Genomic DNA, 14,984 nt, shown 5'->3' with positions numbered 1-14,984 from the left:
TAGGGCGCATTGCAATGCGCCGCATGTAAATAACATTCACGACAAGGAAATTTTCCTGATTAAGCAGTATCTCAAGGCATGTCAGTACGCGTCAACGCAGAACACGGCAAAGATATATGCCTGCAAAATTTGCACCCCATGCGGCGCATTGCAATGCGCCCTACCTAACGGCAATTGCTACCTGCAAGAGCAGCCTTAGCCTTGAACATGGCAGTCGTAGCAGCCTTCCGCTGGCAAAGCAGGCATTTGCCATGATGTGAATGTGGTCAGGTTGGCTATATGATCAAAGTCAATAATGGTAATATGGCAAGCATGCATAATAGCCAGCATTATCAGATAAGGAAGCCCGTGCTGTTAAATAAAACCAGATCAATTCTATCCATCGTCTGGGGCTTGACCATATTTGTCTGGTTGCCAGTTGTCTGGCATTATTTTTTTCAGACAGCTTTTTTTCCCCTGGGTGCCTATGGTTTACGGGACTTTTGGGATTCGGTGTATTACCTGCTGCTTGTACTTGCCTGGGCTGTGATTTTATCGATACCAAAGTACAGGACTGAAAAAAACATAGTCGGAGCCGCGAGTTCATTCCTGACTCTGGGCTTGCTGCTGCAAACCTATGCCAGTTTGTCATTGGCAGCCAGCTTCATTTTTTTGCTTGCAGGGGCTGCCTTATTGCATACCTTGGTAGCTAGTGAATTTGGGCAGACAGACAGCAAAGCAGTTGAACCTGATCAAGGCGACAAAAAAGCGCCTATGAAGAAAACACTAAGCGCCTTGGTTGCCTGGGCTAGTGTGATCATGCTTGCCTTGCCCTGGTTTTGGGTATTCTTGAGCGGAAAGGATTTTTTTCTCCGCAGTATGCGCGGTTTGCAAGACCTTGTTGTAGCTGCACCTTTGGTGTTCATCATGTTGTTCTGGGCGGTCTTGTTGTCTTTCCCGGCAAAACACACAGTCAATGCCAGATCTGGCGCGGCTGCCTCTTTGCTCGCTATTGTTGTGTTCTTTCGCTCTGATCCAGATTTCTTTCACGCGAGCACGGTATTTCTGCCTTTTTGGCAGGCATTGCTGAATGCAGAGTTTCTTGAGACACGAAAGTTTGGCCGCAAGGTAAGAACAATCTATGTCACTCCCTCAACCAAGGATAGCGAGCTGGCCAGCTATTATCAAGCGGTGAGCCAGAAAATCGAGAGCTATATCGCCAGTAATTTCCCACCGATGCACGAAAAGAAACTCCAGGGCCAGACCTACGTCTCCATTCCGATTAAGGAAGATGGCAGCATCTATGTAAAAGGAGATGGCATAAAGCTTGAAGCATCGTCAGGCAACCATGACCTGGACCTGGCTGCCCTCAGTATCGCCCGCCGTAGCGGCCCCTTCCTCAGTTTTTCTAAAAGTAAATCCACAGGTCGTGCTGTGGAAGTACGTGTGATTTTTTATCGACTGAGATTTGAAGAAAGACAGCCGCTACAAGATGCTCAGTTATCAAGCTGCATGTAGCGCCCAAGAAAAAAATCAGCATGAATCTTCAACATCAATTGCACCACCATGCGGTGCTAGAAAATAAAATACTCTGATGCAGATATCCAAGCACAAACAAGTCCTCATCATCGCCTGGTTGCTGACACTGCTGGTCTGGCTACCACCTGTCTGGTACTATTTTTTTCAGACAGATTATTTTATGCATGGCTTTCGTGGTCTGCAAAATTTTGCATACTCAGCTCCATTCCTGTTAATCATATTTTTCTGTGCAGCCCTTCTTTCCATGCCAAAGAGGCAGACAAGAAAAAACATCATCGGTGTGGGGTGTTCATTACTAACCATCGGGTTTTTACTGCAAACGTATGCGATGTTCCACCGCGCGGGTGGCTTGATCATCATGGGTGCTGGGCTCGGACTATTGAGTACTCTTGCAAGAGATGAGGGCGAGCCACCCGGCAGCACAATAGCTCAGACTGCGATAGTAAAACCTGCAAATCAACAAGACGGCTTTTTCTTCGCATGGGTAGCCGTCGCCATTCTTGGTACGCCGATGTTATGGTATTACGTAGCAGACTCGGATTTTTTATTGCCAGGGTCGCGTGGTTTGCAGAATCCCGCTTTCGCAGGACCGTTTTTTCTCATCATGTTATGTTGGGCAGTCTTGTTGTCGTTTCCCAAAAAGCGGACAGAGAATACTAATCACGGCGCAGCTTCCTCCTTGCTGACCATATCAATATTTTTGTATTGGTATACAGAATTCATGCATGCCGCGTGGTTTCCTTTGTTTTTTTGTTCCTTGCAATGGATGTACCGGACTTCTCAACATAAGGCTGACGACAAGCTTGACGATACGCAAGTCAACAATGCCCGCTAAGAGATACTTATGAGCTGTTTTTGGTTTTTCAGTGAACTCAGTGTCGATGAGGTGGTGACCATGGCACGGGAGGCACATGACGAAAAAGGCTAGCTAGCCGGATGTTAGTGCTTGTAGGCAGCTTGAGCTTCTTGCGTGCCAAACCGGGGTACTGTCTGCGTGCCATCGCTTATAATAAAAAAAACACCGAAAGTATCCATGCAAATCCGTAAAATTTTCCTGCTCTCCCTGTTTCTGTTTCCCTTGCTCGGCCATGCACAGGCACCCAAAGAACTGGTGCTCAGCAAAGAGCAACTGGCCAAATACGGCCAGTCTTATAAAACTGGCGAAGTGATTTACTTGCGCAAGTTTCTCAATACCTATGCCAGCCATCGTGATGAAGTTTCACCCGTCGATGAAAGGGCCGCCAGGGTACTTGATGGCCTGGCGCTGGACAAGAAAATATTGAAAGGCAAATTCATGGTCTATCAATATTCCAACATCATCGGGGGTGGCAAAGGTGTCTCCATCGTCTCGCAAGACCACCCTGAAGTCATCCTCGATTTCTGGGTATATAAAATTGAAGATGGCGCTTACGAAGTGCGCGACCTCCTGATACAGGACGATAAACGCGATATCGACGGCTTCAAGATCACCTATCGTAATTATTTGCATCACAAGACTTTGGCAATGTGAGTAGCAGCTTGATGCAGACACAAATGTAGAGGAACAATCATGTTCTGGAAAAAGAAGAAAGACCCATCCACAGGCATGCTCAGCGAACCACGCGAGCAGCATTATATGTTTGCCCACCAGTGCGTACGCCAGGTGAGTGCTGATGACCCCCTGCAGTTTTTTTCTATCATTGCCTCTGAAGAGCAAGAGCCCTATCTGGCCTGGATGTGGAGTGTCTGCGCCAAACACGTCAAACAGCCATCCAGTGAGCTCAGTGTCGCTGATGTCAAGGTCATGACTTGCCGTATCCATGAGTATCCAGCCGTAATACTCAACATGCCAGAACCCAGGGCCATCGCAGAAGCTCACTATGTCGCCGTCGTGCTCATGCATGGCGGCAGCGAATTGCCACCAGAAGATGTAGGCGTGCGTTACTTCACATTGGAATGTGGCACCAATATGGATGGCACGCCCAGGACAGTTTTCTGCGAATGGGCTGGCGATGGCAACCACCTCAATTTTGGTGATGGGCCACAGGCAGATGTAGAGGCGTTTATACAGACTGTTGCTGGCAAGCTAGCTTCGTAAGCTTGAGAACCGCTCAAGGGCAACTCCTGCAGAGGAGAATAGTTTCTACGCAGACTGGACAAGCCATCGGGCAAGTATATTTACTGGCCAGCTCTCGCTCGCACGTTTTCCTTGCATCAACTGCTTATATTCTTCATCGGTGATGAGACAAGGCACGTGCTCAGTGTGGCGACCATGGTTCACTTCAACTTCGATTACCGGGCGTTCAAGATAAGCCTGCAAACGCGTTGCATCCTCAGCGGGCAAGTATGCTGTTAGCCTGCGCACATCGGCCAGCAGGCACAGTCTGGCATTGGCGGCACTGGATAAGTCATCAAGCAGGTGACTCATGTCCGCCATCGCCGTGACCAGTCTTGAATAAATAAAATCAGCAAATGAAAATGCCTCTATCGTATGCGCGTCTGAGTCATGCCAGATATAGACAACCACGCATTCACCCTCATGCTCTGTCAGGCAAAATACATCACCTGCACCAGACTGGGCAAAAGGGAAAAAGCTGCGGCCGTTCTGGCTTTGCGGGTGCAGCCAGCCCTTGATGGTTTCTGCAATAGCTTCCGCATCCAGCCATTCAAAATCATAGCTGCTGGCCAGCGCGGGCGGTGCCCCGAGCATGTAGTGTTCCCAGTTGGCTTGCCAGTCCGCCCTGTCTTTGCCATAACTGGTCAGGCCATCGCGATATAGTGCTTGCAAGATGGGCGGCAATTCTATGTGGGCTGCCTGGGCGAGTGTGGAAACTTCTTCCAATATATTTTTCATGGGGATTATCTCTGCTACTTGATCATCGGGCTTACTTGATGAGGCCGAATAACGCATTCATTGCAATCACGTTGAGATGGATAAGCGATGACTGTGGAGCGTGCTTATAAGCTTTCGTTATTTGCGGCATGACATGCGTACTACGAGGGCAGAACAGGGCAGTGGCAATACATCACAATTTAATAGATGATATCAATATTTTCCCTTCTACAATCACATAAATTCCCCCATTACGCCATACATTAAAATAACTTCCGAAATCAATGCTCAACTTCAAAACAGGCGCCATGATGTACCACGCAAGATAATAGTTAGCGGCCAGCCCATAAAGGGCTTCTTCCAATGCATCTACCCTGGCATCAGTAACACTCACTTCGCCGATGTAATCTCCTATTAGTTCAAATACCTGCTCGCTTAAACTATTCTTATTTCTGAATTTCTCAATGACATGTTTATCATCGACAAACTCTATCTTTGCGTGCAATATTTTTTTGCACAGCTTCTCATTGCCTAGCTCGTCGCAGAGAAGCAACTGATTTTTTACATCAAGCTTAACTAACTCGATCAAATCCTTTGGCATAGCTACAGTTTTTGGCAAGAAATATGGCCCTCTTTCCAAGCTACCTGCGCTTTTAAGCTTCTTTAGTCGCTCGACCATGGATTGCATTGAAGGAAAAAAACTAAAAATTTCCTTGAGCTCCTCATCATCCAAATCTTGCGAAAAAAGAGTAGCAAAGTGTGATTTATCAAAGTTCTCTTTGCCAGTACAAAACTTAGTCCAATCTTTAATTAACGCATTCACATTTAGTTCCCAATATTAGCCGCATGCGTACGATTACGTTGCGCCGCTTGCTATTTAACGCTGTTATGGCCGCAGCAAAATCAAAGGTATGGGCACCCGCGTACCAACACTACCGGCAACTTGGCTGGCCCTCAACGGCCACCATGATGATCATCGCCCGTAAAATATTACGAATCGCTTTTACCTTGTTCAAGAACAAAACTGACTTTAATCCTGATCTCGTCGTAATGAAAACTTGACGGGAACCATAGAATCTTTTGGGGTTTTGAAATCCGGAAAACCATTCGATACTAGCTTGCATTTCGCTTGACTGGGATAACTGTATCTACGCGCTTGGGCCATTCTGCGCTCCTTACTTGTTCCTTTAAGTATCAGATCGATCTTTTTCGTACTTCAGATCGCATCGCTCCTGTTTGGAAAGTTTTTTTGCCGAGTAGTAAAAATAAAGTGAAAAAGCGAGAAACAAAATTGATTGAATAAACTTTTCCAACAAGCCAAAAATCCCGGCATTGATAACAAGAAGCAAGGCGACGACATACAGATCTTTAGATCGAACTCTTAATTTCATTTTTACCTTGAAGAACTTATTTATCGCTACATTTATTCATTGCACAAATACCTGCTCGGGCTGCTAACAAGCACTACGCGGTTTCGTCATCTTGATTCGTCTGCGCCCAGGCTGGTGTTCCCGCTTTTTCTTGAGATATTCTTTTCTCTTCTTTGGAAATGGTTTCTTTCTTGGTCCACAGAATGCTCGGAAATGAGAACGGGTTCTCTTTTCTGAACTTGAAGCCAAAGTAGAGCGCAATGCTTATAGCGAAAAGTGCTGCGCCTAATGCTGCGCCAATAGCCTGGAAATCTCGTGAAAATTCATTAATCATGTATATGTGCGTTGAAAGCCCGACTACAAGAAACATGATGTAGATATATGCGCCGTTTAGAAATCGCGCTTTAATGATAAATTTATTGATTAATTCGCTGAGTAGAATAATCACGCACATCCAAAAAATCATACTAATAAACATTAATCAGCTTCCAATAATTGTGAGCAGTGGGTTTTACATCAAACTAATGCAATGATCAATAGCCTATTGGATACGGCAACATATCGCCTCACCCCGGCATCCCCAAATACAATTCCTCCACCCTGGCCCGTGCCCATGGTGTCTTGCGCAAGAACTTCAGACTGGATTTGATGCTGGGGTCGCTCTTGAAGCAGTTGATGTCTATCATCTGTCCCATTTCCTCCCAGCCATAATAAGCGACGAGTTGTTCGAGGATTTTTTCCAGTGTGATGCCGTTGAGGCTGCGGGGGGCTGGTGTGTTCATGCTGGTGCTCTCGTTGGTGCTCATTTTGGTGATCCTGTTCAGATTCACGGTGGTTCTTCGGTGATACGGATGATATCACCGGGGCTGCGTGGGTGGTATCAGGCGGGGCGGTACCAGCGCAGGCTGTAGGGCAATTGCCATGCAGGTACGCGGCCAGGGGCCTGGCGGTCGATCAGGAGCCAGGCTGAGGTGATCAACATGAAGGGGAAGTGGGCGGGGCCAGCGGCGGTGGCGGCCAGCATCCAGGCCCAGCAGGTGCCGCCGCACCAGAAGGCGGCTTGCAGGCCATAGCGCAGGCTGTCGCGGTCTGCTTGCCAGCCAAAGGCGGCGAGGCGGGGGCGGCTGTGGCAGCGGTTCAGGCAATATTGTTTGGCGGGGCTGATTTGCCATAGCAGGGCAAGTGCCAGCAATATGGCAAAGCACCAGCGTATGTCGCCTGTGGCCAGGCGCAACACCAGTGAGGCCAGCATGATGAATGCACCTGCCAGGCTCCATATCAGTAAATAAGCGATGGCAAACAGCAGTAAGGCGCGCAGGCGGCGGCGTGCCAGGCTGCGTTGCCACAGGTAAGTTATTTCTTGTGCGAGCAGGGGTGACATCATGGCCAGCAGCATCAGCAGCCAGTTGGCCATCATGGCGGGCTTTGACGTGGTGTGCCAGACAAAGACCAGGCGATCGCCGATATTGGCGAGATAAGCCAGGTCTATATTGGCGAGGTTGCCGCAGTATTCTGGCACGCGCACGCCAAATTGCAGCGCAGCCAAACCCAGCCAGCCCGCCATGCTGATCAACAGCAGGGGGCGGGGACAGCTCAGCAGTGCCGCGCGCAAGATGGCGGGCAGCATGCTTAGAGACTTTCGCGGAATACGCTGACGCGTTCTACCGTAATGTCGTGCTCAGGCTTGATGGTATTGCGTGGGACGAATTGCACTTGCAGGGTATCGCTGAGCTGGTTTTCATCGAGATGCAGGTTATCGACGATGCCGGTGATTTCAAACACCTGGGTGATGCCTGCGCCACCATGCGGGCTGTCTGTCTTGCTGGCGTCGGATACGCCAAACAGCGACAGCACACCGACCTTGTTCTCAGGGTGGTCTTGCGGCTTGTCACCATCGGGCACATTCACATAGACATAGAAGACGGCAGCATCATTTTTGCCGCGTATGTTTTCCAGGTTCAAAAAGACGCGGTCTGGCTCCCTGGGTGTGGCGCTGAGTAGCTTGACGCTCTCGAAGCTATTGTTGACCTTGTCTGCACTGGCTTTATCGAGCGTTACCCTGGTTTGCGAAACGCCGCCTGCCAGTTTGATGGTGCTGGCATTGGCACCCAATAATTCTGTCGCCACCTGGCCTCCTGCTGATTTGTTTTCCAGAAAATTCACCATAGGCGCATCGCTCAGGAGACGCAAGCCTGTCAGCCTGACTTTTTTGCGCGTGCTGCCAGCCAGCGGGTCGCTGGTGTCCTGATAAGTGTAGTTCAAGGGCGCGGCCGTGGTATCAAGCATTTGCGCAGCGGTGAACGTGATGCCTTCGCCATCGGCGTCAGGTACGATGAACTTGCGGTCAACCGGGCCTTTGAGCCAGGTTTCCTGGTCGGGGTCCAGATTTTGCGGATCGCGCTTGCGCCAGACTTCCCATAGGCGGTCTATATTCGCATGGTGCAGCCAGAAGATGGGGTCGAGCGCGGCGGTGGCGGGGGTGGACATCAGGCCGTAGGCGGCTCGGTTGGTTGGATGTGCCGGATCGGCAGTGCCCCCCACCAGGCCATGCACGGTATTGTGCGGGTCAAACTCCAGATGACCGTTGACACCTTTGCCATGCCAAAATTCGGTTTCTGGCCCGCCAAAACCGGGATGACCACCTGTGTTGCCGCCGACGAAGGCATGGTCTTTCAGGGCATTCAGCGAGATATCTTCAGGCAGGATGATGAAGTTGCCCTCGCCATCGCCATAGCGGGCTTCGACATACAAATGATTGGGTGAGCCATCAGGCATGGTTTTTTGCAGGAAAGCCGGTGGCACAGAGCGTGAGTCAGGATCAAAATAATTCCAGTAAGGCAGCGCCCAGTCAGCCGGGCCACCAAGCTCAACCACGGCACTGCGCACAATGGCTTCAAATGAGGCGAGGTAACCACGGTGCCAGGGCAAAAAATACCAGCTCTGATGCTGGCACTGGTCCCAGAACCTGGCCTTGTCGCTCTGTGAAGGCAAGGCCTCGCCACTGCTGTAATAGCCATGGGCAGACCAGAGCTCTTCATTAAAGCCATGCATGGCCGCCAGAAACCGCCAGCTGGTGCGCGATGCCAGCGGCCTTTCCTGCAGCTTGCCCACCGCCTTTGCATACCAGACCAGCGTGTCGTTCCAGTCAGAACCCAGTTTTGATACGTCCTTGCGTTCAAATGTCATACATCCTCCTTGAGATGATCAAGCATGCAAAAATTGCTATAAAATATTGCAACATTGCCCACCTGTTGTCAATTGTTTATTTATGACATGATCTTGCCGCAGGGTATGGATGGGCTGGAGATATGCAGTAGAGGAGGAGAGGGCATTCAGGAAGAATGCAGGCCAGGCAAAATCATGCCGCAACAAGAGACAGAGTAAGAGATAGAGTCAAAGATGAGCAGCTACCTGCTCAGATGGCGCAGACGGCGCTGTTCATCTCTTGCTGTGGCTGGTTTTCATAGATTGCCTTGCCAAGCACGACAGGTGTGCTTGCTGGCTGTACGATGCCATTCTTGAGCGCCACAATTTCTGCCATGATGGACAGGGCGATTTCTGCCGGGGTCTTGCTGCCTATGTACAGGCCCGCTGGTCCATGCAGGCTTTGCAGGGCAGATTCAGGGATATCGAAATGGACGTGCAGGCGTTCGCGTCTTTGCTGGCTGTTGCGGCGTGAGCCGATGGCGCCTACATAGAAGGCATTTGATTGCAGGGCATCGATGAGTGCCAGGTCATCGAGCTTGGGGTCATGCGTGAGTGCGATGACGGCGGTGCGGTTGTCGGGTTGCAGGCGCAGTATCAGGTCGTCCGGCATTTCTTGGCTGACGACTACCCCCGGCAATTGCCAGCTGGCGCGGTATTCTTCACGCGGGTCGCAGACGATGACGGCAAAACCCAGGCTGAGTGCAAACTGGCATAAATAACGCGAGAGATCGCTGGCACCAATGACGATGATGCGTGCCTGTGGGCCGAGGTAAGTGACCAGTTTGTGCTCATCCAGCCTGGGCAAGCCATCATACTGACCTGCTTGCAGGCTTGCATGGCCAGTCTGCAAATCCAGTGTGCGTTCCACACAGCGGCGTTGTTCGCAGGCCAGCAACAATTCATTAAGGCGGCTATGTGCCGCGACTGGTTCCAGCACCAACTCTACCGTGCCACCGCATGGCAGGCCAAAGCGGTGTGCCTGGTCTGCCGAGATGCCATAACGCAGCACCAGCGGCAGGTTGTTTGCGCAGACGGCCTGCACGCCTTCTTCCCGGATGCGGTGGATAAGATCATCTTCTATGCAGCCACCCGATACCGAGCCCACGGTTTCACCGCGCCCGTTGATCGCCATCAGCGACCCCGGCGGGCGTGGTGAAGAACCCCAGGTGCGCGCCACAGTGACGAGCATGACTTGCAAGCCCTGCGCATGCCAGTTCAGCGCCGTGCGCAAGACCAGGGTATCGAGATTTTCCATGCTTTGACCTTAACTGGGTTGAGCTTAGCTTGTCTATACTTGTTTATAAGGCAGCTCACGCCAGCGCTTGCCACCCGCCCTGGCAACGGCATTGGCAAAGGCTGGTGCCAGCGCTGGCAGGCCAGGCTCACCCATGCCTGTTGGCGCATCTGCACTAGGTACGATGTGCACGGCAACCAGCGGCATGTCGGTAATGCGTGGCACGACAAAATCACCAAAATTGCTTTGCTCGACCACACCATCCTTGAGCGTAATCGCTGCACCTGGCAGACACATCGACAAGCCCATCAGTGCCGCACCCTGCACCTGTGCTTCCACGGTTTTGGGATTGACAGCCAGGTTGCAATGCACGCCAGCCGTGACCTTGTGCAATTTGGGCTGACCATTTTTGATGGATGCTTCCACCACATAGGCAACGACGGACGAGAAGGACTCATGCACTGCCACGCCATAGGCACGCCCTGCAGGTAATTTCTTTTTGCCGTAACCTGATTTTTCAACCGCCAGCTCCAGCGCAGCCTTATGACGTGGATGCTTGTCACCCATCAGTTTCAGTCTATAGGCCACCGGGTCTTGCTTGGTGGTTTCGGCAATTTCATCAAGCAGGGTTTCCATGACGAAGGCGGTATGGGTAGAGCCCACACTGCGCCACCACAAGACCGGCACATTGATTTTCGGGTGATGGACAGACAGGCGCATAGGCATGTCATACGGCTCTTTCATGCCCTCCACGGCGGTCGCATCGACGCCATTCTTGACCATCATGCCTTCAAATGGCGAGCCGCTGACGATGGACTGGCCGACGATGACATGGTCCCAGCCCAGGATATTGCCCTGGGCATCAAAACCGATATCTGCCCTGTGTACATGCATGGGGCGGTAGTAACCACCCTTGACGTCATCTTCACGGCTCCACAGCGTACGCACTGGTGCATCCAGGCCAGCGGCGACTGCTGCCTTGGCGACATGGCAGGCTTCCACCACATAATCGCTGCTAGGAATGGCACGACGACCAAAGCCGCCACCGGCCATCTGGGTATGGATGGCGATGTTTTCTGGCTTCAAACCCAGCGCGGCGGAAGCGGCAAAGCCATCCAGGCCGGGCATTTGCGTGCCCATCCACAATTCTGCCTTGTCAGCCTTGATGGAGACGGTGCAGTTCAAAGGTTCCATTGGGGTATGGGCGAGGTAAGGGAAGCTGAATTCTGCACTCAGTTTATGTGGCGCTGTGGCGATTTTTGATACATCGTCGTTGTACTTCAATGCGCCTTGCTGCTTGGCCAATTCTTTATAGCTGGCCAGTTGTTTCACGCTATCGACTTTTTCTACGCTGCCCAGATCCCATTCCAGCTTCAGCACATCGCGCCCCTGCTTGGCTGGCCAATAGCCAGTCGCAATAATGGCCACGCCTTCGCCGCCGCGATCTACGGGCACACGTACCACGGCCTTGACACCCTTGATGGCTTTGGCTGCCGCATCATCGACAGACTTGAGTTTGGCACCAAATACCGGTGGCCGTGCGACAACAGCAGTCAGCATGCCAGGCAGGTGCATATCAATGCCAAAGTCCTGGGTACCAGTCGATTTGGCTTTGGCATCGAGGCGGCCTGTGGGTTTGCCTATCAGCTTAAAGCACTTTGGGTCTTTCAACACGACTTTTTCTGGCACAGGCAAGCTCATGGCGGCTTCAGCCAGTTCGCCATAGGTCAGTTTTTTGCCGCCTGGCCCAACGACCACGCCTTTTTCTGTACGCAGGGCTGAGGCATCAACACCCCATTGCGTTGCCGCAGCCTGTACCAGCATGGCACGGGTGCGCGCACCCAGTTCACGGTACTGGGTATAAGAATGGGCGATGGAATTTGAGCCACCCGTCAAATGCATGCCAAATGCCGGATCGACATAGGCAGGGTGGTTATTACCATTGGCATACTTGACCTTGCTCCAGTCGGCATCGAGCTCTTCTGCCAGTATCAGCGGCAAGGCGGTTTGCACACCCTGGCCAAATTCCAGGCGGTTAATCGTCACTGTGACCGTGCCATCTTTGGCAATCTGGACAAAGGCGCCGGGCTGCTCTGTCGGCTTCAACCCAGCGGGGGCTTTGGCGGCAGCATCCTGCGCAGTTGCCAGCATGGGGTAGCAACCCAGCGCAAAGCCGCTGGCAGTTGCCATCTTCAAGAAGCTGCGGCGGCTCAGGCCAGTTGCGCCAGTTGCCGGGCTGGTGGATTGCAACAGGGATTGCAAATGGCGTGGCAGTTCATTCAAACGGGCTTCAAAATGCATGTTGGTTCTCCTGATCAGGCCAAGGTGGATGCGGCATCATGAATGGCAGCGCGGATTCGCACATAGGTACCACAGCGGCAGATATTGCCCGCCATGGCGCTGTCGATGTCGGCATCGCTGGGTTTCTTGTTGGTTTTGAGCAGGGCAGTGGCGCTCATGATCTGACCGCTCTGGCAGTAACCACATTGGGCCACGTCATGCTTGACCCAGGCGGCCTGCACTGCTTTGCCAACCTTGTCCTGGCTCATGGCTTCGATGGTGGTGATTTTTTGGCCAGCAACGGCAGAGATGGGCGTCACGCAAGAGCGTATTGCCTGGCCGTTCAAATGCACGGTGCAGGCACCGCACAAAGCGGCACCGCAGCCAAACTTGGTGCCGGTCAGGCCCAGGGTATCGCGCAGAGCCCATAGCACAGGCGTGTCGGGCGCGACATCGACGCTGGTATTCTTGCCATTAATAGTTGAGTTGATCATGAAAACCTCCAATGTGGGCTGATGATGCGGGGGTGACGATGTGTGGTTGATGCCGGCGTGGTGCCAGCGTGGTAACAAGTGAATGACGGCGGCCATGCCTTGATCCTGGTTGCCGCTGCTATATTTCAATTGACGGCTATTGTCAGCTCTACCGGCCATAAAGCGTTTGCCTGATCCAACGCATTTCTTGCCTATTTCGATGAATGCCCGGCAGAAATTGAAATCGCTGCCCTGGAAATGGTAGGCTACGATAATCAGAAATCACGCAGCAAGATCATGCAGAGCACACAGCAGACAGCAGTAAATCATTCGTCAAGCCCTTCTCATCCCTCACTGGCTGAGCTGGTTGGCAAGATCCTGCAGGCGGATGGTGACTGCATCACACAGGTGCCAGGCCTCATCATGGTGAGGCGCAGCAAGGTTACTGACCCCATGCCCTGCTTCTATGGCTTGGGGCTGGGCGTCACTGTGCAAGGCAGCAAGCGCGTCAATCTGGGGGATGAGGTATTTGACTATGTGCCAGGGCAATCCCTGGTCACCTCGGTCGATTTACCGGTAGTGTCTTATGTGACCTCTGCCAGCAGCACACAGCCATTTCTGGGCATGTACCTGATGCTTGATGCCCTGGCCATTACCCAGTGCGCCGCTGGCATGACATTCGCAGCGCCCTTGAAAGCCACGACATCGCTGGCCATGTCCGTCGTCACCATGGAGGAGGGTTTGCAGGATGCCATCACCCGCCTGGTACGCCTGCTGGATGAACCGCAACTCATCCCCATGCTGGCACCGCTGATACAGCAAGAGATCATCGTGCGCCTGCTCAATGGCGAGCACGGCCCGGTATTGCGCCACCTGGTCACTGCCGGTTCGCCAGGCCAGCAAATTGCCAGAGTGATTACCTGGCTTAAACAGCATTACACCGAGGATGTTGCCATTGATGAGCTGGCCAGCAAGGCCCACATGAGCGCGTCTACCTTCCGGCTGCACTTTCGCACCGTGGCAGGCATGAGCCCCCTGCAATATTTGAAGCACCTGCGCCTGCAAAACGCCAGGCAAATCATGCTTATCGAAGACATCGACGCCAGCAGCGCCGCCATACGGGTAGGGTATGAAAGCGCATCCCAGTTCAGCCGTGAATACACCCGGCTGTTTGGCGAGCCACCATTGCGCGATATCAGGCGTATGCGGCTGGCGATGTGAGAGCGCTTTCCAGAGAGACGCAACCCACAAACTTGAATATGACAAACTGATAATTGGAAATTTCATATCACTTGCAGTGTAAGTGCTTGCCAGCCATGTTGCTGTCACTGCTGATATCACTGCGGCCATCACTGCAGCTATCACTGCTGCCCTGATTGCGATAAACTATCAGTCACTACCATGCGTAACATGTTGGAGAGTGAAAAATGAATCCTGATCAAGCATTGCAAGGTTTTCGTCTCGTCGGCGCTGGCACGACCTTTCAGTCGCGTGATATGTGCGACATGATTGCTGAATCCCAGCTTTTTTCTGACCTGGACTGGAAAGACATTGAAGCCCTGGCGGCCTATCTGCAATGCTATGAAGTCTCGGCAGGCACGACCATTTTCAGGGAAGGTGAATCGGGTTCCTACATGGGCTTCCTGGTCAAGGGCGAAATCGGGATTGTCAAGACTGACCTTGACGGCACGCCGCACCGCATCGTATCGGTAGGCCATGGCAAGACCATAGGCGAGATGTCCATCATCGACGGTGAAAAGCGATCAGCCACCTGCATCGCCTCACAAAACTGTACGCTGCTCTTGCTGACCAGGAATAATTACCAGCGCATCATCCGCGAAAAGCCTGCGCTGGCAGTACAAATCCTGGCCCGGCTGGCCAAACTCATGAGCCAGCGCCTGCGCAGTGTGAGCGGGCAACTGGTGGAGTTTTTGTGAATGCTTGAGGGCTCTCTTCACAATACAAATGCACGGCGATGACAAAAAAGAGATAGCAGTAGGGCAATGGAATGGACTCCTCCCCTTACGGCATCAAATGTGCCAAACTGAAGAGTGATGAAACGATTCAGTTCACAGAGGAGAAGTCCAAAT

At 52.1% G+C, this 14,984-nt stretch carries 16 protein-coding genes; 7 read left to right on the top strand and 9 right to left on the bottom strand.

Going from position 1 to position 14,984, the window contains the following annotated elements:
• The first annotated feature begins 279 nt into the window (after nt 1-279).
• The 4 genes from DFR42_RS27445 to DFR42_RS27430 all read left to right on the top strand — a co-directional run bounded on the left by DFR42_RS27445 (nt 280) and on the right by DFR42_RS27430 (nt 3,595).
• Complete coding sequence (locus tag DFR42_RS27445) at nt 280-1,497, top strand: energy transducer TonB (protein WP_110258267.1); 1,218 nt, start codon at nt 280-282, stop codon at nt 1,495-1,497.
• A gap of 76 nt (nt 1,498-1,573) precedes the next feature.
• The gene (locus tag DFR42_RS27440) at nt 1,574-2,353 is read left to right on the top strand and encodes a hypothetical protein (RefSeq protein ID WP_110258266.1); all 780 of its coding nucleotides are present in this window, start codon (nt 1,574-1,576) and stop codon (nt 2,351-2,353) included.
• A gap of 198 nt (nt 2,354-2,551) precedes the next feature.
• Nucleotides 2,552-3,028: a hypothetical protein gene (locus DFR42_RS27435; RefSeq protein ID WP_110258265.1), complete on the top strand. Its 477-nt coding sequence runs from the start codon at nt 2,552-2,554 to the stop codon at nt 3,026-3,028.
• A gap of 39 nt (nt 3,029-3,067) precedes the next feature.
• Nucleotides 3,068-3,595, top strand: coding sequence for a hypothetical protein (locus tag DFR42_RS27430; RefSeq protein WP_110258264.1), 528 nt, complete (start codon nt 3,068-3,070; stop codon nt 3,593-3,595).
• Between the two features lie 45 nt (nt 3,596-3,640).
• On the opposite strand, the gene DFR42_RS27425 is transcribed toward DFR42_RS27430, so the two are convergent.
• Together DFR42_RS27425 and DFR42_RS27420 are read right to left on the bottom strand one after the other, a co-directional pair.
• Nucleotides 3,641-4,351, bottom strand: coding sequence for an SMI1/KNR4 family protein (locus DFR42_RS27425; RefSeq protein WP_110258263.1), 711 nt, complete (start codon nt 4,349-4,351; stop codon nt 3,641-3,643).
• Between the two features lie 172 nt (nt 4,352-4,523).
• A complete protein-coding gene (locus DFR42_RS27420; protein ID WP_110258262.1) occupies nt 4,524-5,153 on the bottom strand; it encodes a hypothetical protein in 630 nt (209 codons plus the stop codon).
• A 23-nt stretch (nt 5,154-5,176) separates the two neighbouring features.
• On the opposite strand from DFR42_RS27420, the gene DFR42_RS29570 reads away from it, so the two are divergent.
• Nucleotides 5,177-5,392, top strand: a complete 216-nt coding sequence (locus DFR42_RS29570; protein ID WP_110258261.1) for a hypothetical protein — start codon at nt 5,177-5,179, stop codon at nt 5,390-5,392.
• A gap of 402 nt (nt 5,393-5,794) precedes the next feature.
• On the opposite strand, the gene DFR42_RS27405 is transcribed toward DFR42_RS29570, so the two are convergent.
• The 7 genes from DFR42_RS27405 to DFR42_RS27375 all read right to left on the bottom strand — a co-directional run bounded on the left by DFR42_RS27405 (nt 5,795) and on the right by DFR42_RS27375 (nt 12,915).
• Nucleotides 5,795-6,034, bottom strand: a complete 240-nt coding sequence (locus DFR42_RS27405; RefSeq protein ID WP_211324435.1) for a hypothetical protein — start codon at nt 6,032-6,034, stop codon at nt 5,795-5,797.
• A gap of 232 nt (nt 6,035-6,266) precedes the next feature.
• Entirely contained in the window at nt 6,267-6,482 is a 216-nt protein-coding gene (locus DFR42_RS27400; RefSeq protein ID WP_110258300.1) for a VF530 family protein, read from the bottom strand.
• A 98-nt stretch (nt 6,483-6,580) separates the two neighbouring features.
• The gene (locus DFR42_RS27395) at nt 6,581-7,327 is read right to left on the bottom strand and encodes a copper chaperone (RefSeq protein ID WP_110258258.1); all 747 of its coding nucleotides are present in this window, start codon (nt 7,325-7,327) and stop codon (nt 6,581-6,583) included.
• Nucleotides 7,328-7,329: 2 nt separating this feature from the next.
• Nucleotides 7,330-8,886, bottom strand: a complete 1,557-nt coding sequence (locus tag DFR42_RS27390) for a tyrosinase family protein (protein WP_110258257.1) — start codon at nt 8,884-8,886, stop codon at nt 7,330-7,332.
• Nucleotides 8,887-9,115: 229 nt separating this feature from the next.
• Entirely contained in the window at nt 9,116-10,162 is a 1,047-nt protein-coding gene (locus DFR42_RS27385; protein WP_110258256.1) for an XdhC family protein, read from the bottom strand.
• Between the two features lie 33 nt (nt 10,163-10,195).
• Nucleotides 10,196-12,442, bottom strand: a complete 2,247-nt coding sequence (locus tag DFR42_RS27380; RefSeq protein ID WP_110258255.1) for a xanthine dehydrogenase family protein molybdopterin-binding subunit — start codon at nt 12,440-12,442, stop codon at nt 10,196-10,198.
• Nucleotides 12,443-12,456: 14 nt separating this feature from the next.
• Nucleotides 12,457-12,915 (bottom strand): (2Fe-2S)-binding protein, encoded by a 459-nt coding sequence (locus tag DFR42_RS27375; RefSeq protein WP_110258299.1) that lies wholly within the window; start codon nt 12,913-12,915, stop codon nt 12,457-12,459.
• Between the two features lie 276 nt (nt 12,916-13,191).
• Between DFR42_RS27375 and DFR42_RS27370 the strand changes: the two genes are divergently transcribed.
• Both DFR42_RS27370 and DFR42_RS27365 read left to right on the top strand, forming a co-directional pair.
• Nucleotides 13,192-14,115, top strand: a complete 924-nt coding sequence (locus tag DFR42_RS27370) for an AraC family transcriptional regulator (RefSeq protein ID WP_110258298.1) — start codon at nt 13,192-13,194, stop codon at nt 14,113-14,115.
• Nucleotides 14,116-14,321: 206 nt separating this feature from the next.
• The gene (locus tag DFR42_RS27365) at nt 14,322-14,831 is read left to right on the top strand and encodes a Crp/Fnr family transcriptional regulator (RefSeq protein WP_110258254.1); all 510 of its coding nucleotides are present in this window, start codon (nt 14,322-14,324) and stop codon (nt 14,829-14,831) included.
• Nucleotides 14,832-14,984 lie beyond the last annotated feature (153 nt).

It is taken from the genome of Undibacterium pigrum (genome assembly GCF_003201815.1).
GTDB lineage: Bacteria > Pseudomonadota > Gammaproteobacteria > Burkholderiales > Burkholderiaceae_D > Undibacterium > Undibacterium pigrum.
The sequence above is the reverse complement of the archived record's forward strand: the minus strand, read 5'-3'. Positions and strand labels throughout refer to the sequence as shown.

Coding starts and splice junctions, on each gene's coding strand:
- DFR42_RS27390 (WP_110258257.1), bottom strand. CDS start 8,886: ATGACATTTGAACGCAAGGACGTATCAAAACTGGGTTCTGACTGGAAC.
- DFR42_RS27405 (WP_211324435.1), bottom strand. CDS start 6,034: ATGATTAATGAATTTTCACGAGATTTCCAGGCTATTGGCGCAGCATTA.
- DFR42_RS27395 (WP_110258258.1), bottom strand. CDS start 7,327: ATGCTGCCCGCCATCTTGCGCGCGGCACTGCTGAGCTGTCCCCGCCCC.
- DFR42_RS27370 (WP_110258298.1), top strand. CDS start 13,192: ATGCAGAGCACACAGCAGACAGCAGTAAATCATTCGTCAAGCCCTTCT.
- DFR42_RS27385 (WP_110258256.1), bottom strand. CDS start 10,162: ATGGAAAATCTCGATACCCTGGTCTTGCGCACGGCGCTGAACTGGCAT.
- DFR42_RS27375 (WP_110258299.1), bottom strand. CDS start 12,915: ATGATCAACTCAACTATTAATGGCAAGAATACCAGCGTCGATGTCGCG.
- DFR42_RS27400 (WP_110258300.1), bottom strand. CDS start 6,482: ATGAACACACCAGCCCCCCGCAGCCTCAACGGCATCACACTGGAAAAA.
- DFR42_RS27365 (WP_110258254.1), top strand. CDS start 14,322: ATGAATCCTGATCAAGCATTGCAAGGTTTTCGTCTCGTCGGCGCTGGC.
- DFR42_RS29570 (WP_110258261.1), top strand. CDS start 5,177: ATGCGTACGATTACGTTGCGCCGCTTGCTATTTAACGCTGTTATGGCC.
- DFR42_RS27440 (WP_110258266.1), top strand. CDS start 1,574: ATGCAGATATCCAAGCACAAACAAGTCCTCATCATCGCCTGGTTGCTG.
- DFR42_RS27380 (WP_110258255.1), bottom strand. CDS start 12,442: ATGCATTTTGAAGCCCGTTTGAATGAACTGCCACGCCATTTGCAATCC.
- DFR42_RS27430 (WP_110258264.1), top strand. CDS start 3,068: ATGTTCTGGAAAAAGAAGAAAGACCCATCCACAGGCATGCTCAGCGAA.
- DFR42_RS27435 (WP_110258265.1), top strand. CDS start 2,552: ATGCAAATCCGTAAAATTTTCCTGCTCTCCCTGTTTCTGTTTCCCTTG.
- DFR42_RS27445 (WP_110258267.1), top strand. CDS start 280: ATGATCAAAGTCAATAATGGTAATATGGCAAGCATGCATAATAGCCAG.
- DFR42_RS27425 (WP_110258263.1), bottom strand. CDS start 4,351: ATGAAAAATATATTGGAAGAAGTTTCCACACTCGCCCAGGCAGCCCAC.